Source organism: Siminovitchia terrae, from assembly GCF_003605405.2.
GTDB classification, from domain to species: domain Bacteria; phylum Bacillota; class Bacilli; order Bacillales; family Bacillaceae_C; genus Siminovitchia; species Siminovitchia terrae.
On the sequence record NZ_QYTW02000018.1, the window covers coordinates 38,851 to 55,478 of the forward strand.

Annotated in this window: 18 protein-coding genes and 1 pseudogene; 15 read left to right on the plus strand and 4 right to left on the minus strand. The window is 39.3% G+C overall.

The features are described 5' to 3' along the window. The first annotated feature begins 26 nt into the window (after positions 1–26). The 8 genes from thiW (at position 27) to D5F11_RS16445 (ending at position 6,464) form a co-directional block, all read left to right on the plus strand. The gene (gene thiW, locus D5F11_RS16410) at positions 27–545 is read left to right on the plus strand and encodes an energy coupling factor transporter S component ThiW (protein WP_120117686.1); all 519 of its coding nucleotides are present in this window, start codon (positions 27–29) and stop codon (positions 543–545) included. Next, positions 514–1,320, plus strand: a complete 807-nt coding sequence (gene thiD / locus D5F11_RS16415; RefSeq protein WP_120117685.1) for a bifunctional hydroxymethylpyrimidine kinase/phosphomethylpyrimidine kinase — start codon at positions 514–516, stop codon at positions 1,318–1,320. Before thiW ends, thiD begins: the two co-directional genes overlap by 32 nt. A gap of 1 nt (position 1,321) precedes the next feature. Next, complete coding sequence (gene thiM / locus D5F11_RS16420; protein WP_120117684.1) at positions 1,322–2,128, plus strand: hydroxyethylthiazole kinase; 807 nt, start codon at positions 1,322–1,324, stop codon at positions 2,126–2,128. Continuing rightward, entirely contained in the window at positions 2,118–2,741 is a 624-nt protein-coding gene (gene thiE, locus D5F11_RS16425; RefSeq protein ID WP_120117683.1) for a thiamine phosphate synthase, read from the plus strand. Before thiM ends, thiE begins: the two co-directional genes overlap by 11 nt. A 164-nt stretch (positions 2,742–2,905) precedes the next feature. Then, positions 2,906–4,126 (plus strand): MFS transporter, encoded by a 1,221-nt coding sequence (locus tag D5F11_RS16430; RefSeq protein ID WP_120117682.1) that lies wholly within the window; start codon positions 2,906–2,908, stop codon positions 4,124–4,126. A 179-nt stretch (positions 4,127–4,305) separates the two neighbouring features. Then, positions 4,306–5,187 carry a LysM peptidoglycan-binding domain-containing protein gene (locus D5F11_RS27835; protein ID WP_120117681.1) on the plus strand — a complete coding sequence of 294 codons (882 nt, stop codon included), beginning with the start codon at positions 4,306–4,308 and terminating at the stop codon, positions 5,185–5,187. Positions 5,188–5,276: 89 nt separating this feature from the next. Further along, entirely contained in the window at positions 5,277–5,705 is a 429-nt protein-coding gene (locus D5F11_RS16440) for a general stress protein (RefSeq protein ID WP_185830750.1), read from the plus strand. Positions 5,706–5,810: 105 nt separating this feature from the next. Then, entirely contained in the window at positions 5,811–6,464 is a 654-nt protein-coding gene (locus D5F11_RS16445) for a lytic transglycosylase domain-containing protein (RefSeq protein ID WP_120117679.1), read from the plus strand. Between the two features lie 8 nt (positions 6,465–6,472). Here the strand turns inward: D5F11_RS16445 and D5F11_RS16450 are convergent, their stop codons facing one another. Beyond that, positions 6,473–6,733, minus strand: coding sequence for a GlsB/YeaQ/YmgE family stress response membrane protein (locus D5F11_RS16450; protein ID WP_120117678.1), 261 nt, complete (start codon positions 6,731–6,733; stop codon positions 6,473–6,475). A gap of 352 nt (positions 6,734–7,085) precedes the next feature. Here D5F11_RS16450 and acnA point away from each other — a divergent pair, with 352 nt between their 5' ends. From acnA to tlp, 4 genes are all read left to right on the plus strand, one after another. Beyond that, positions 7,086–9,803 carry an aconitate hydratase AcnA gene (gene acnA, locus D5F11_RS16455; protein ID WP_120117716.1) on the plus strand — a complete coding sequence of 906 codons (2,718 nt, stop codon included), beginning with the start codon at positions 7,086–7,088 and terminating at the stop codon, positions 9,801–9,803. A gap of 153 nt (positions 9,804–9,956) precedes the next feature. Then, positions 9,957–10,094, plus strand: coding sequence for an FbpB family small basic protein (locus D5F11_RS16460; protein WP_120117677.1), 138 nt, complete (start codon positions 9,957–9,959; stop codon positions 10,092–10,094). Between the two features lie 55 nt (positions 10,095–10,149). After that, entirely contained in the window at positions 10,150–10,293 is a 144-nt protein-coding gene (locus tag D5F11_RS16465; RefSeq protein ID WP_120117676.1) for an acid-soluble spore protein N, read from the plus strand. Between the two features lie 33 nt (positions 10,294–10,326). Continuing rightward, positions 10,327–10,557, plus strand: a complete 231-nt coding sequence (tlp, locus tag D5F11_RS16470) for a small acid-soluble spore protein Tlp (protein ID WP_120117675.1) — start codon at positions 10,327–10,329, stop codon at positions 10,555–10,557. 157 nt (positions 10,558–10,714) lie between these two features. Here tlp and D5F11_RS16475 read toward each other — a convergent pair. After that, a pseudogene (locus D5F11_RS16475) lies at positions 10,715–11,490 on the minus strand (beta-propeller fold lactonase family protein). Positions 11,491–12,085: 595 nt separating this feature from the next. Continuing rightward, entirely contained in the window at positions 12,086–12,937 is an 852-nt protein-coding gene (locus D5F11_RS16480) for a TetR/AcrR family transcriptional regulator (RefSeq protein WP_120117674.1), read from the minus strand. A 119-nt stretch (positions 12,938–13,056) separates the two neighbouring features. Here D5F11_RS16480 and D5F11_RS16485 point away from each other — a divergent pair, with 119 nt between their 5' ends. The 3 genes from D5F11_RS16485 (at position 13,057) to D5F11_RS16500 (ending at position 16,287) form a co-directional block, all read left to right on the plus strand. After that, positions 13,057–14,493, plus strand: a complete 1,437-nt coding sequence (locus D5F11_RS16485) for an MDR family MFS transporter (protein WP_120117673.1) — start codon at positions 13,057–13,059, stop codon at positions 14,491–14,493. Between the two features lie 1,028 nt (positions 14,494–15,521). Beyond that, on the plus strand, positions 15,522–15,965 hold the full coding sequence (locus tag D5F11_RS16495; protein WP_120117672.1) for an acyl-CoA thioesterase: 444 nt from the start codon (positions 15,522–15,524) through the stop codon (positions 15,963–15,965). A gap of 1 nt (position 15,966) precedes the next feature. Then, a complete protein-coding gene (locus D5F11_RS16500; protein ID WP_120117671.1) occupies positions 15,967–16,287 on the plus strand; it encodes a hypothetical protein in 321 nt (106 codons plus the stop codon). Between the two features lie 17 nt (positions 16,288–16,304). Here the strand turns inward: D5F11_RS16500 and D5F11_RS16505 are convergent, their stop codons facing one another. Further along, complete coding sequence (locus D5F11_RS16505) at positions 16,305–16,598, minus strand: HesB/YadR/YfhF family protein (protein WP_120117670.1); 294 nt, start codon at positions 16,596–16,598, stop codon at positions 16,305–16,307. Positions 16,599–16,628 lie beyond the last annotated feature (30 nt).

Genomic DNA, 16,628 nt, shown 5'->3' on the forward strand with positions numbered 1-16,628 from the left:
AGTTCCCTTAAACTGGGAGGTACAATATGAAGGTAAAGAAAATTGCTATAACCGCGATGATTGCGTCTTTTACAACGATAACAAGCCATATCATTTTCATTCCAGCCGGTTTTGCAAAAATCTTCCCAGTGCAACATTTTGCCAATATCGTTACAGCAGTACTGTTCGGGCCTTCTTATGCTTTGGCGCAGGCGTTTATTGTTTCTCTTATTAGAAATATGGCAGGAACCGGATCTGTTTTTGCTTTTCCAGGCAGTATGATAGGAGCGCTTTTGGCAGGATGGCTTTATGCCAAAACAAAGAGAATGGAATTTGCTTTTTTGGGAGAAGTAGTGGGGACCGGTTTCCTAGGTGCTGTTGCCGCTTATCCGCTTGCCAAAATCTTCTTCGGACAGGAGACTGCAATATTCGGATTGGTACCGGCATTTGCTGTAAGTTCGATTGTTGGAGCAGCAATTGGCTATGGCTTATTAAAAGTTTTAATGAAAAATACAGCGATTGGAGGTTTGCTTCATGAAAACAGCTCTTACCATCGCCGGCTCTGATTCTGGTGGAGGAGCGGGAATACAAGCAGACTTAAAAACATTTTCAGCTCTAGGGGTATTTGGAATGTCTGCGATTACCGCCATCACAGCCCAGAATACTGTAGAAGTAAGGTCGGTTCAAAATATTGAATTGAATATAATCCACGATCAGATTGCAGCCGTTTTTGAGGATATTGGTGTGGATGCTTTAAAAATAGGTATGTTAGCTACATCTGGAATCATACAAACCGTTGCAAAAAGCCTGAAAACATATGAACCTGAACATGTTGTACTCGACCCTGTCATGGTTTCAAAAGGTGGACATCACTTATTGGAACGAAGTGCAGTTACTGATCTAATTGAAACGCTGTTGCCTTTAGCTTCACTCGTTACTCCGAATATTCCCGAGGCTGAAATTTTATCAGGAAGAAGAATTCAATCAGAACCTGATATGTATGAGGCTTGTCGGGACATTCTTCAAAAAGGGCCAGGAGCTGTTCTCATAAAAGGGGGACATCTAGATGGGGATCCCAATGATCTGTATTACGATGGGAAACAGTTTCAGTTGTTGAGAGGGGAACGTGTCGAAACAAAAAATGTTCATGGAACAGGGTGTACACTCTCTTCAGCCATTACTGCAAACTTAGCGAAGGGCGAAGATATGTTGGTGGCTATTGAAAATGCGAAGGATTACATTACGACCGCTATCGCTGAAAGCCTCGATATCGGACAGGGATATGGTCCAGCGCATCATTTTCATCCATTTTATGAAAAAATGTTAATGGAGAGGGGATAAAGTGGAAAAGGAAATCGCTGAACTCTTTACGGAGTTGCGCTATAAAAAGCCCTTAATCCATCAAATCACAAATTTTGTGACCATGAACGATTGTGCAAACGTGACATTGGCTGCAGGTGCATCACCTGTCATGGCTTCAAGCCCTTGTGAAGCAGGTGAAATGGCGATGCTGTCAGAAGCGCTTGTCATCAATATCGGAACGCTGCAACCCGAAAGTTTTGATGGTATGATGTCTGCAGGAAAAGCGGCCAACAGCAAGGGAATTCCTGTTATATTTGATCCTGTAGGTGTAGGAGCCACTGTCTATCGAACAAACTGTGCAATGGAGATAATTAAAGGAATCCGTCCAGCTATTATTCGGGGGAATGCAAGTGAAATGAACAGGCTGATTGGTGGTCAATCGATAACAAAGGGCGTTGATGCTGCTTATGTTGCGGATTCAAATGCAGAAATTGCAAGAACAGTCGCTGCTGCCTTTAATTGCATAGCAGTTGTAAGTGGCAAGGAAGATGCTGTAAGTAACGGAAAACATACATACCTCATTCAAAATGGACATCCAATGTTAACCCGAATAACTGGAACCGGCTGCATGTCCTCCGCATTAATAGGATGTTTTGCTGCACTTCGTATCAATCTTTTGCACTCGGCAGTCGCTGGAATTTCTCTAATGGGTATTGCTGGTGAATTAGCTGCGACCAGTTTATCTGATCAGGAAGGTACTGGAACGTTCAGAGTCAGGCTGCTGGATTTCATTTCTCTTATGAACAAAGAAATGTGGCTGGAAGGAGTAAGGATTATTGAAGTGTGATATCGATTATAAACTCTATGTAGTGACAGAAGAAGATATGCCTTTTGATAAGCTCTTGTCGATTATCAAACAAGCAGTAAATGGAGGGGCGAGCCTTATTCAATTGCGGGAAAAAACGTCCGAAGGGAAGATCTTTTACAAGAAGGCAGTTCAATTGAAACAATTACTTGATACGTTGTCCATACCATTAATCATTAATGATCGGGTCGATATTGCTTTGGCAGTGGATGCTGCAGGGATTCATCTCGGACAATCAGATCTTCCAATGGAAGCGGTCAAAAAAATCATACCGGATTCCATGATTGTCGGTATTTCCGCACATACAGTGGAAGAGGCCATTCTTGCTGAGGAAGCTGGAGCAGATTATATTGGGGTGGGTTCAGTCTTTCCAACTTCAACCAAGCCCGATGCCAAGCTCCTTCCAAATGGAATGCTCGGTAAAATCATTGAATCGGTATCCATTCCCGTTGTCGCAATCGGGGGTATCAATGAAAAAAATGTAAGCCAGCTTAAGGCATTTGAGCTGGACGGGATTGTTGTTGTATCAGCTATTACAAAATCAGATGATCCAAAATCCGCAGCAGAAAGGCTATTAAAAAATGCTTTTGGATAAAAAGCTAATAATGAAGTGACCGGCCCGGTATAAGGGTCGGTTTTTTTGAGTCCTGTTTTTTTATAAAAAAATTTCGTACATCGAAATATTATTCTTGTATTCTTGTCTGCTTCACTATATGTTAAAAGAGTAGTATTCTAAGTTTTCGGCGAAAGGTGAAAAAAATGGAAAAAGAAAAGCGGACAACCAAGGGAAAATTATGGACTAAATCTTTTACGTTGCTAGTAATGGCTAATTTGTTTGTGTTTATGAGCTTTCAAATGCTTATTCCTACAGTATCGCCTTATTTAAAGTCATTGGGCGCTTCGGGGGTAGAGATTGGGCTGGTGACTATGGTGTTCTCGGTAGGAGCAGTCATAATCAGGCCTTTTATAGGGTACTTGCTGGGATTTTGCCAGCGCCGATGGCTTATTTTAGTTGGAGCGGCAGGACTACTGTTTGTTACCATTCTTTATCCCTTGACACAAATCATATTCGTTCTTCTGATATTCCGGTTCCTTCACGGGTTCATGTGGGGCTGGTCTTCGACTGTTAACGGAACAGCTGCGGTCGATATCGTGCCTAATGACCGAATCGGGGAGGGGATGGGGTATTTCGGACTCTCTATTACTGTCGGGATGATTATTGCTCCTAGTATCGGAATATTTCTGTACCAGCATTACTCTTTCGATACTATGATCAATATTTCTGCAGTTTTTGGTGTCATTGCGTTCCTTTTGCTTTCCATCATTAAATATCAAACACCGGAGAATGTAAAAAATGTGAATAAAAAAGATGTTCATTTTTCGTTTTCCGGATCTCTTATTGAATCGTCCAGCTGGTTTCCAGCTTTCGTTACTTTGTTGGCTACATTTGGCTATGGAACGATTGTCACATTTATTGTGATCTTTTCTGAAGAGAGGGGAATAGATCAGATCTTTCTTTTCTATTTCTTGAATGCTATAACTGCGACACTTGTTCGTCCAATTACGGGCAAATGGTTTGATAGGAACGGTCCAAAGCTTTTGGTTATTGTTTGCTCGGCCCTTACTTTTATATCCATGTGGATTTTGTCCTTCTCAACTAACTGGGTGGGAATCGCTATTTCCGGATGTCTATTCGGAGCTGGCTATGGCTCCCTGATTCCTGCACTTCAGGCTTGGGTGCTTGCAAAAACACCGAAGGCAAGAAGAGGGGTAGCAAATGGAATGTTCTATTCTGCAATTGATGTGGGGATCGGAATGAGTGGACTAGTCTTTGGAATGGTTGCGCTATTTATGGATACAGCTAAATTATTCCAAATCTCAAGCTTTTTCTTTATTGCTGTTATTGCTTTTACACTTTTTGCTGGAGAAAAGACAGTTTATCAGTCTGCTGGCAGAATGAACAGGGATGTCGATATTTGAAAAAGCGCTTGTTTATATTTGGATGCATTTATCTAATACTATCGTAATGTGCCGGATGTAACAGCATGCAATATATTTGTAATCGAACATAAATAATCCTGTTATTCGTTTGATATGTTCCTCTGTTAGGATAGTCATCGTTAGCGATATTCGACTAACAAAAAAGGGAGGAACAAAAAATGAGAAAAAAGATTATCGCATTTTTCACAGGAGCCATGATTGTAGGGGCCTTGGCGGCAGGGCAGGCATCAGCAGCTGAGGTATATAAGGTACAGCCGGGCGATTCTTTATGGAAAATCTCCCAAGAACACGGCACCTCAATACAACAGTTAAAATCCTGGAACAACCTTTCCAGTGATCTCATTTTTCCGAACCAGCAGTTACATATTTCTGCTGATGCAGCAGTTAATAAAGAAAAAAATATAGATGATGTATATATTGTTAAATCAGGAGATTCCTTATGGAAAATCTCTCAAAAATACGGAGTTCAAGTCCATGAATTAAAAGCATGGAATAAATTATCAACTGATCTGATTCATCCAGGTCAGAAGCTGGCGGTAAAAGGAGATCCAGTTCCAGCTCAAACTGAAGCCGTCAATACTCCTTCACAGCAGCCTGCTCCTGTCCAAAAAGAGGCTGCTGCTCCGGAACAAGCTCAGGAGCCTGCACCGAAACAAGCTCAGGAACCTGCACCAGAACAAGCTCAGGAACCTGCACCAGAACAAGCTCAGGAACCTGTTGAAAAAGAAACGTCCGCTAGTTCGGGAGGAAATGAAATGACCGTAACGGCAACTGCCTATACTGCGTATTGTAATGGTTGTTCAGGTGTGACTGCAACGGGCATTGACCTTCGGGAAAATCCTGGGCAAAAAGTAATTGCGGTAGATCCATCTGTCATTCCTCTAGGCTCAAAAGTCCAAGTTGAGGGATATGGGACAGCCATTGCCGGCGATACAGGCGGAGCTATCAAAGGCAACAAAATCGATATTTTTGTACCTTCAAAGTCCGAAGCAATGAATTTTGGAGTTAAAAAGGTAAAAATTAAAGTGCTCAATGAATAAGCCCCCTATGATAGACCTAACCATGAACGGTTAGGTCTTGTTTTATATGGGCAGGAATAGGGGTACGATAATAGGAAGGAGGAATGCTTATGGATTTTGCTGTTGTAGGCATATATGATACAGCAGAAGAAGTGATAGACGTTATCAAAACATGTATTCTCGAAGGTTTTAAAGAGGAAAACTTCTCGGTTTTAGCTACAGATGAATCAAAAACAGATTTCATTGAACAGAAGACAAATGTCCATGACAGGCATGCGGCAAGCGAAGAGGCATATGGGATCATCAGCGGGTTCCTCACGGGGATAAGCGGAGGCTTCATCGTACCAGGCTTGACCGCTCCAGGACTAGGCCCCATCATTGCCGCTGGTCCCTTGGCGTCGCTGATTCAAGGGAAGAGTCATCATGATGTCAAGGATCTTCTGGTTACAATGGGGTTAAATGAGGAAAACGTACAAAAGTACGTCGATCACTTAAATGATGGCAAAATAATTTTATTTTATGAGCGCATTTCTTCATAACCCTCGCTTATCCTTGCCAAAATTGGAAAACTTTCCGATAATGGGTAAGGAGCAATCCTGCTTGCCCAATCATGGCAGGTGTTATTTAAGAAGGGGAGAATTTTCATGAATAAGATAAGCAAAAACAAACCTGCTATCCAAAGTAAGCCAGCAAAAAGAAAACGCAGGGGTTTGCTTATGCTCATATTGCCTTTTGCAGCATTTATGCTGTTGCTTTCATATTTGGAAGACCATAAGACAGAAATAAAAGATAGACATCCCAATAAGGAAGTGCCGAGTGAATTTATGCCGATCTACAAGGCTGCAGAAGCAGAGTATGGTGTTCCATGGTATTTGCTTGCGGCGCATCATCGGGTAGAAACCATCTTTTCCACCATGGATCCAATGCTATCTCCCGCCGGCGCGGAGGGACATATGCAGTTTATGCCGTGTACTTTTGTGGGGTGGGCTCACCCTAGCTGTGACGGGCTCGGGAAAGGGGATATCCCTGAAAACGAAAAAACTGATCCTGCTGTGATCAGGAAATACGGTGGATATGGTGTGGATGCAAATGGAGACGGCAAGGCCGACCCGTGGGATATTGAAGATTCGATTTTTACAGCAGCGAATTATTTAGCTAAAAACGGAGCAGCCGTAGGAGACATTGAGAAAGCTGTTTTTGCTTATAATCACAGCGACGAATATGTCGAGGAAGTTTTATATTATGCTGAAAAGTATCAGCAGGAATACAAAACGGGAGCATTAAGCTCCCGTGATTAAGGCAATATTTAAGACCTGCGGTTTCTTGCCATGGCCCCCATGATAAGACTGAGAACTAGTACTAAGATGATGGCTCCAATCAGCGCTGGAACTATCGGAATACCTGCCATCATAGGCCCCCAATTTCCAAACAGCGCTCCGCCAAGCCAGGCTCCAATAATACCTGCAATGATATTACCAATAATTCCACCAGGTACATCCTTACCCAAAATCAGTCCTGCTAGCCATCCAATAATTCCACCAACAATCAGATATAATAGAAAGCCCATGTAAAATCATCTCCTTCTCGGAATTTTTATTTTTGCCTTAATTTTATTATTGCCTGTTGAAATATAGACTAAACATTTTTTTGCTTCCATTGAAAAACATCTATTTTAAGGCGACAAAGTTAGTATACTCAAACTAAGTAGATATTATTTTTAAAATCCAGACGGTTTTGTTATCATGAAAGTGGAATATGGTTGTTTTAATAAGGAATACTTATTGTTTTCAATAACTTTCTTATTATTTACTTATGTCCTATCATGTAATATGATTAAGTGGTGAACTAGCCAATTCCTTATGGGATTGGCAAAATTGCGGTTCGGGAAAGAAACTATGATCAAAAAAGGGGTAATTGAAATGGCAGAAACTAAAAACGACATTTTTAACGCCCGCTCATCTTTTGAGATTGATGGCAAACGGTACCAATTTTATCGCTTGTCAGCCTTGGAAGATGAAGGAGTGGCATCGATCTCTCGTTTGCCATATTCCATTAAAGTGCTGTTGGAATCAGTCCTCAGACAATATGATGGACGTGTCATTACAAAAGAACATGTAGAGAACTTGGCAAAATGGGCAACAGGAGAAGTTCAGGATGGAGAGGTTCCATTTAAGCCTTCACGTGTCATTTTACAAGACTTTACAGGTGTTCCGGCAGTTGTTGATTTGGCTGCATTAAGGAAAGCCATGTCAGACCTTGGTGGAGACGCGGAAAAAATCAATCCTGAGATTCCGGTTGATTTGGTAATCGACCACTCTGTACAGGTGGACACATACGGTTCTCCTCAAGCACTTCAAGTGAACATGGACTATGAGTTTGAACGAAATGCCGAGCGCTATGAATTTTTAAGCTGGGCTCAAAAAGCATTTAAAAATTACCGTGCGGTTCCTCCAGCAACTGGGATTGTACATCAGGTCAACCTTGAGTACCTTGCGAATGTTGTCCATGCAGTTGAAACTTCTGATGGAGATTATGAAGCATTCCCAGATACACTTGTCGGAACGGACTCTCATACTACAATGATTAACGGTATCGGTGTTCTTGGTTGGGGTGTAGGCGGAATTGAAGCGGAAGCCGGAATGCTCGGGCAACCGTCTTATTTCCCGATTCCTGAAGTTGTTGGGGTGAAATTGACAGGTGAGCTGCCAAATGGTGCAACTGCTACCGATTTGGCATTAAAGGTGACAAACGTTCTTCGTACACACGGAGTCGTAGGTAAATTTGTCGAGTTCTTCGGAGATGGTGTTTCTACACTGCCGCTTGCAGACCGTGCTACGGTTGCCAACATGGCTCCTGAATATGGTGCTACATGTGGATTCTTCCCTGTAGATGGAGAAACTTTGAATTATCTCCGTTTGACAGGCCGCCCGGAAGAGCAAGTGAAGCTTGTAGAAACATACTTGCGTGAAAATGATATGTTCTTCACAGTCGATAAAGAAGAGCCTGTTTATAAAGATATTGTAGAAATTGACCTTTCCGAGATTGAGGCAAACCTTTCCGGGCCAAAACGTCCACAGGACTTGATTCCTCTTTCTCAAATGAAGACTACATTTAACGAAGCGTTGAGTGCTCCAGTCAGCAACCAAAGCTTTGGTCTTGAGCATGCTGAAATTAGCAAAGAAGTGAATGTCAAGTTCAATGACGGTGCTGTAGAAAAAATGAAAACTGGCGCTGTTGTCATTGCAGCCATTACAAGCTGTACGAACACATCCAACCCTTATGTAATGCTAGGGGCCGGTCTTCTTGCGAAAAAAGCAGTTGAAAAGGGATTACAAGTGCCGAAATACGTTAAAACATCCCTTGCACCGGGTTCCAAGGTTGTTACAGGTTATTTAAATGATGCTGGCCTAATGCCTTACTTATCCCAGCTTGGATTCGATCTTGTAGGTTACGGCTGTACGACCTGTATTGGAAATTCCGGTCCGTTAAAGGAAGAAATTGAAAAGTCAATTATAGACAATGACCTTCTTGTTACTTCTGTCCTTTCTGGAAACCGTAACTTTGAAGGCCGTATCCATCCGCTTGTAAAAGGGAACTATCTGGCTTCACCTCCGCTTGTAGTTGCTTATGCATTGGCTGGAACTGTAGATATCGATTTATCGAAAGAGCCGCTTGGAAAAGATGCTGATGGTAATGACGTTTACATGAAAGATATTTGGCCTAGCAAGGAAGAAGTTGCTGAAACGGTTAAAAAGACAGTTACACCAGAATTATTCCGTAAGGAATATGAACATGTATTCAGTGATAATAAGCGTTGGAATGATATTAAAACAAGCAATGAACCTCTTTACAATTGGAATGCGGATTCAACATATATTCAAAACCCGCCATTCTTCGAAAACTTATCAAAAGAATTGGCAACGATCGAACCGCTTAAAGATTTGCGTGTTGTAGGGAAATTTGGAGATTCAGTTACAACTGACCATATTTCTCCAGCTGGAGCAATTGGAAAAGATACGCCTGCAGGTAAATATTTACTTGATAATGGCGTTCAGCCTCGCGAGTTTAACTCTTATGGCTCACGCAGAGGAAATCATGAGGTTATGATGCGTGGCACATTTGCTAATATCCGTATCCGCAATCAGGTAGCGCCTGGTACAGAAGGTGGTTTCTCCACATACTGGCCTACTGGCGAAGTCGGGTCCATGTATGATACATGCATGAGATATAAAGAAGATGGTACAGGACTCGTTGTTCTTGCAGGAAAAGACTATGGTATGGGATCTTCCCGTGACTGGGCTGCAAAAGGAACCTACCTGCTTGGTATTAAAACTGTTATTGCCGAAAGCTACGAACGTATCCACCGTTCAAACCTTGCAATGATGGGTGTGCTTCCTTTACAGTTCAAAAAAGGCGAAAATGCAGATGTACTCGGATTGACAGGAAAAGAAGTCATCAATGTTCAAATGGATGAAAATGTCAAACCACGAGATATCGTGAAAGTTACAGCAATCGCTGAAGATGGTAGTAAAACCGAATTTGAAGCACTTGTCCGCTTTGATTCAGTTGTAGAAATTGACTATTACCGCAATGGCGGTATCCTTCCATTGGTACTTCGTGGAAAAATAGCTGAATAACCGGATAGGCACTATAGGTGCTCACTCATTAATTGAAACATCCTGCCATTTGGTGGGATGTTTTTTATACGTAAAATTCTTTTTAAAAAGAGTTAGAAAATTGGTTTAACTTTAGAAAGTTAGGACAATATTAAAGTAAAGGAGTGATCGAGCATGAGAAGGAACAAAAGGAAATCATTTTTAAATTTAGTTGAAGAAAACAGGGAGGCGCTTCTTAAAGATCTGGAAGCTTTGCAAAAAATTGAAGATCGATTGGAAGAGAAGCATCTGAAACGAGGAAAAATCAGTTAAACGGCTCATATTTTCTCCCCCACAGGAAATAATGTTATTGAGGGGGGAGAGTAATATGGGCAATCCGAAAAGAAGTCAAGAGAATTTCACCCCGGATCATCTTGGGGAAAAATCCGTTGCGGTGGACGCCAATAAGGGGAAGAAAATGGCGGATAAAACAGGGCGGCAACCTTCTCTTATTCAGACAAAAGGAGAATAACACCATAGAATTTTTGAAGGGGGAAATGTAGTAGTGCAGAACAAACCTAAACCGGATGATCGCAGCGATAATGTTGAGAAGCTCCAGAAAATGGTTCATAATACGATTGAAAATATAGAAAAGGCTGAGGAAACGATGCAATTTGCCGACGGAGAACAAAAATCTCAAATTGAACAAAAAAATCAAAAAAGAAGAGAAAGCATCCAGGGCATGCGGGAGGAAATTCAAGATGAGTCCGCTGCCCAGCAAAATAAATATAAATAATAAAAGCCGGCAAACGCCGGCTTTTATTATTTGTGCAAATGTCTCATTGCCTTCATCCAATATGATGATCTTATAACAAAAGCCACTAGTAAGTAGGCAGGCTTGTTTTAGCAACGCCTGTCATGTCTATTCCACGCAGTATGGTGAACCCCATGAACTAAAGAACAGCTAAACCTTCCGATCCAAAGTAAGGAAGGTAAGTCCATGCGGCAACCTGCAATCTTACCAGATTACCATCATCTTGGATATTAAAGACTGACACCGTCCCCTGATTTCCATTAAGGATGTAAAAATGCCGTCCATCTTTACTCACTCCAACATCCATCGGCAGAGCTGGTGCTGTACCTAGGGGTGTACTGGTAATATGCCTTACAACCGACAGTGCTCCATTCGGATCAATTAGATAGGGGGAGATGGTACCAATTAAAGTGTTGGTGGTGTATGCAAAACGTTCATCCCTCGTTGTTACAACCCAACAAGCATTCTGATATCCGTTTGGTACAGAGCCGCTTATCACATGAAGGATCCCGTCGTTGCTCAATGAATAGGATGACAGCGCATTTGAGCCTGCTTCTTGTTTGCGGCATTTCCTACATTTGAGATATAGAGAACATTAGCAAACACATCTACGCTATTGGGCACTGTCTGTTATGATGAAATTACTGATACTATGGCTGCCTGCATTACCCAGCAAGTAGGAAACGTCCATCACGGGACAAAGTTAATGCGCCTTTAGACGCTAAGGGGTTCCGCCATCATTTGCTGTTGCAGTGGAGACCCAGTACCTCTGCCATAAGTTGGGTAGGAGCCCATAAAGGTGAGCATTCCATTCATGTCCATGTAAAAGGCAAGGATCTGATTCATTACTTCATTATTGGTCATTATGTACACCATGCTCGCACGTGCACGAAAATAATTGTTCATTATCTGCAATTATTCCCCTCAATCTCCCACTTCTATAAGTGGTGAGATGAATGCATATTGGTATTCAAATCAGTTGGGGTTCAAACCCTGGCTGAATAAAGTCAAAGCCTACGCCAAGGTGTATTTGATAAATAGAGGTTGATTATCCGATTAACCAAAAAAGAATGCCGCATTGTTACTCAAAAGAGGGAAGTTTATTTTTAGGGTTTTAGAAGTTTTAAAGGGAATTTCGATTCGTTTTAATACATTGAATAATGCCGATATTATGGTAAGCTTTTCTTTTTCGAATCTTATGACAGTGATATATTTAGTGAGAAATTTGCATTGGCATATTTTATTTCTTTTTTTATTCTCCATTTAACTTTGATTTTTGGTTTGCGTTGTAAAAACGAAATTAGTTTCGATTACAGCTAATAAAGGGTATAACATTGAAACATATTGTATGGAGAGCTTGGTTTCTAATTTATATAAGTTGATTTTATTTGAAAATTAAGAAAAGAAAATATGCGGAAATTATCATTTGAATGAAAGTCTACTTTTTAAAAAATTGTCAACAAAGTCTTTTACATGACTTTGTTGACACATTGGCTGTGACTTGGAATTATTATTTTTTGGTTTGTTTATGAATAATATTAAATATTTCATTAAATAGTTGTTTATTTCTTGTAATAGACGAGGATAGTATTTTTAATTGTCGAATAGCTCCTTCACAAACACCCCATCTTACATATGAGTTTTGAATTTCCTCCAAAATAAAGTTGATTATCTCTTGTTCTTCCTGTGAAAATTCATCATCATTTATTGTTAATAATTTTTGTATTTTACTGATGGCGATTTCTTGACTTTCAACTGAACTAGGCGATTTATACGGAAAGAGAACTTGATTAGATTGCTTTGTTGTTTCAATATTTTTTTCTAAACGTATAATATTATAATCTAAAATATCAGAGCTATTAAGATCCAGCTTCATTTGATCAGAATATCTAAATTGATAGCCTAATCCTCCAATAAAATGAGTAGATAAATCCATAGCACTATCTTCTATTTCATTACCATAAACCTCAATTAAGCGAGTTGCTAGCCAATCCAGCTCTTTATAATGGCTCTTCGCCATATATTTTTGTAGTTCTTCATCATTTTCCCCTAAAGAAATATTATATAACTCTGCAATCTTCTCAGTTCCATAGATGGAATGTTTTACTCGAAGCTGTGAATAAAAAATTTGCTTATCATTTGGCATACCTTCTAGTAGCAACAAGTTTTGTTGTTCTTCTACTTTCGCATCTACTTTTTGAATAATATGAAGAATTAATTGTGATTTTGTAGAAAAGTAATTATAAAATGTCCCTTTTGAGACTTTGGAATGTTCCAAGATATCTTGGATTGCAGTATCGTGATAGCCTTTTGTTCGAAATAGTTGTTTAGCAACTTCAATGATTTTCTCTTTTTTACTCATGTCTTTTTAACTCCTCAAAAAAATATTGACATCATTATTATATCATATTATTATAAAAATAAACCAGAGTATAAAATAATATACCTCAGTTTATTTTAAGTGAGAGGAATTTAAACGATATGGAAAAAAATCAAATACAACCAATTGATATAAACGGAAATCATTTCAAACGAGCTGGATTTGTGCTTGTTTTAATGGCTGGGACTTTTTTAACCATCATTAATCAAACCTTGTTGGTTACCGCTTTACCAAAAATAATGAGCGATTTAGATATCAATGCTATTGACGCACAATGGCTTATCACGTCATTTATGCTAATCAGTGGCATAATGATTCCTACTTCTGCGTTTTTGTTAAATACAATAACCAATAGAACTTTATTTTTTGTGGCAATGGGAAGTTTTGCAGTAGGAACTGTCATTTGTGCACTAAGTACAACATATAACACACTACTTTTAGGGCGTATTATTCAAGCTATTGGTTCAGGATTAATGATTCCTTTAATGCAAACCCTAATGTTTTTGGTATATCCAGCTGAACGGCGAGGGGAAGCCATGGGATTAGTAGGAATTGTTATAGCATTTTCTCCTGCAATCGCTCCAACTGTATCTGGTTGGATTGTAGATTATTATGATTGGCGTTACTTATTTTATATACTTCTTCCAATTGTAGGGGTTAATATATTGCTAGCATTCTTTTATATGAAAAATATTATTAATTTAACAAAGCCTAAGCTTGATTTTTTCTCTCTATTACTTAGTAGCCTAGGTTTAGGTTCACTTCTTTATGGGATAAATGTTGCAGGAAATGTAGGATGGCAAAATGAGATTACGTGGATTTCTTGCATAATAGGTATTGTAGTCATAATAATATTTTCCCGTCGTCAATTAAAAATAACACAACCATTTTTGGAGTTAAGAGTATTTAAAAGCAGAACTTTTACGTTGTCTACAATAATTGTTGCTATTATTTTTATGACAATGATTGGATCAGAAATTCTCTTACCCATTTATACACAATCAATAAAGGAATATTCGGCACTTCAATCGGGTCTAATATTACTTCCAGGTGCACTTGTTTTAGGTGTGATTTCACCAATTGCAGGGAAACTATTTGATAAGTATGGTATTAAAAAAATAGCAATGATAGGCATGTTAATTCTAACTATAGCATCATTTCCTTTCTTATGGCTCACTAAGGAAACTGCAATTTGGTGGATTGTTTGTCTTTATTCATTAAGGATGTTAGGTATGGGATTAGTAATGATGCCGTTAGCTACAGCGGGGATAAATGCATTACCGAATGAATTAATAAGTCATGGTTCTGCAATTAATAATACTGTTCGTCAAGTGTTTGCTTCACTTGGAGCTGCAATAATGGTAGGGGTTATGTCAGCTACAATTACTAGATATTCAAATGATTATGAGGGCATTTCTTTACCATCATTGTTGAAGGGGCTTAATAATGGTTTTATGTCTGCTTTCATTTTAATAGTGATTGCATTTATATTATGCTTTCTTTTAAAATCACCAATATATATAAAAAAAGAAGAATAAATAACAGGAGTGATTTCAAATGGGAAAAAAATTCAAGCGTTTTTAACGATCTTCTAAAGAAGTCCCCTACTATGTCGTGATTGAGCAAGATGAACAACTAAAAGCGATTAAAGGGCGAGTTATTGGGACATTTACAAATCATAGTAATTACATTTGCATAGATAGCCAAAAATACAATCAACATGTAACTGATTTTAAAAAAACAAAAGCGTTTTTCGAGCGCATTACTCAATAAAAATAAAGGATTGTCTAAAAAGTGGATTTGGAAGATCTTTAATTTTTCCAAATCCACTTTTCTTTTATTCTTAGAAAACTCATTGCAGAGGGTTCCGGAAAGCTTATAGCTATGGACAAGAAAAACCAATCGTACAATAAAGTTTAGTTAGTCGCTAAAACAGTGATGAAGAATAAAAGCGTGGTTGATTTAGACATGAGCCAGTAATAAAAACCTTTTAGATGCTGAGCAAACCACCAACTATACTGGTAGTTCTGATTGTTACGTTTTGTATGTACTAAAAATAAAACAACATAGTTCTAAAAGATTCCTTTGATGGCGTTCGGTAGGGGATGAAATCTACCGGATTAGCATATTGGAGGAAAGCAATGATACTCAGGACATCGCCATTGAAGATACTAGGCCTGTTAACTTTATCTTGTGGAAAGAAAGGCAGTTCCAGAAAATCATGGGAAATCTCCGTCTATTTGACGGGTGCAACAAGGGGGCATGTTGTGTAAATAAGAGGAAATGTACGTAAAATTGATTGTGCTGCGATAACTGGAGAGAATGAAGCCCTTCAATTTAAGAGTTTTTTTCTTTCGCATAAAAACGAACATTGCAAATATATACGGGTGACTGATTGATTAAATTGTTGCTCCTTCTAAACCTACTTTCTTCTATTATATAGTAGTACTATAATAAAGAGAGAGGATAGAATTTAGAATTTCTTTATATTATCGGGTTTCAGTATTCTACCCTCATAAAATAAAAACAATTATATGAACTTTTTCTGGAAAGGTTGGACAAACAAATGAGTCATGTCGTAGCACATACAAATATTGAAGTGCGTTATGCAGAAACAGACCAGATGGGAGTAGTGCACCATTCCAACTATATCGTTTGGATGGAGCTTGGAAGGACACAACTTATTAAAGATTTGGGATTTTCCTATGCGGAAATGGAGAAAAGCGGAATTCTTGCACCAGTATTGGATGTTCAGGTTTCCTATAAAAAACCGCTCACATATGGTGATAACGCAATTATCAAAACTTGGATCGATTCTTATGATGGTTTTAAAGTTATCTACGGATACAGTATCCTGAACGAGAGTGGCGAATTGTCAGTTACTGGTTCTACAAGCCATGTTTGTGTACGGAAAGAGGATTTCCGCCCAATTCGTATGAAAAAGATGTTCCTAGATTGGCACGAAGCTTATGAAAAAGCAAAGAAAAAACAGAAGCCTGTGGGCGACTGATATGGCATTTGGCATAACAAGAGATGAATTGAGAAAATGGAAGGCTTCAATAGATGAAGGGAACATTGCGTTCATTACTCATTTTTGGCTCGATGAGCGCTTTCCGAATATGAACACCGTAACGAAAGTCGGCTGTCATGACTTGGGTCAGCTTGCAGCATGGGGCGCCGCTTATGGGTTGAAAAAGGAATGGATTCATATTAGAAAAGACGGCTATTCCCATTATGATCTTTTGGGAGATACACAATTTCAAATCCTTCAAGCAGAGGGGAAGCTGTATCAGCTATCCCAATTGACACAAATCAAATCAGGCAGTTCATGATGAACTGCCTGATTTGATTACTCTTTTTCATAACTATAGACAGGCCCATCCTTGTTTTCATCTACATCAACTATCAGGTCATGGTCCTTAAAATACCATAGATCTCTTTCTTCAATAAAAAATGTAATACCATCTTTTTGATATTCAACTCCGGGATCCATTGGCTCTTCCTTATTCATTCCAAGGGAAAAACCTTCGTGAAGGGGACTGGATCCACCATACCTGACAAAAAACCTCACGGTGTCGCCCGTTGTTAAAAACATTTCATCTTTAAACCATTCCACGGCATGATTAGATATCTTTATCTGCATATTCGGAATCACCTCTTCTTAGAAACAGCC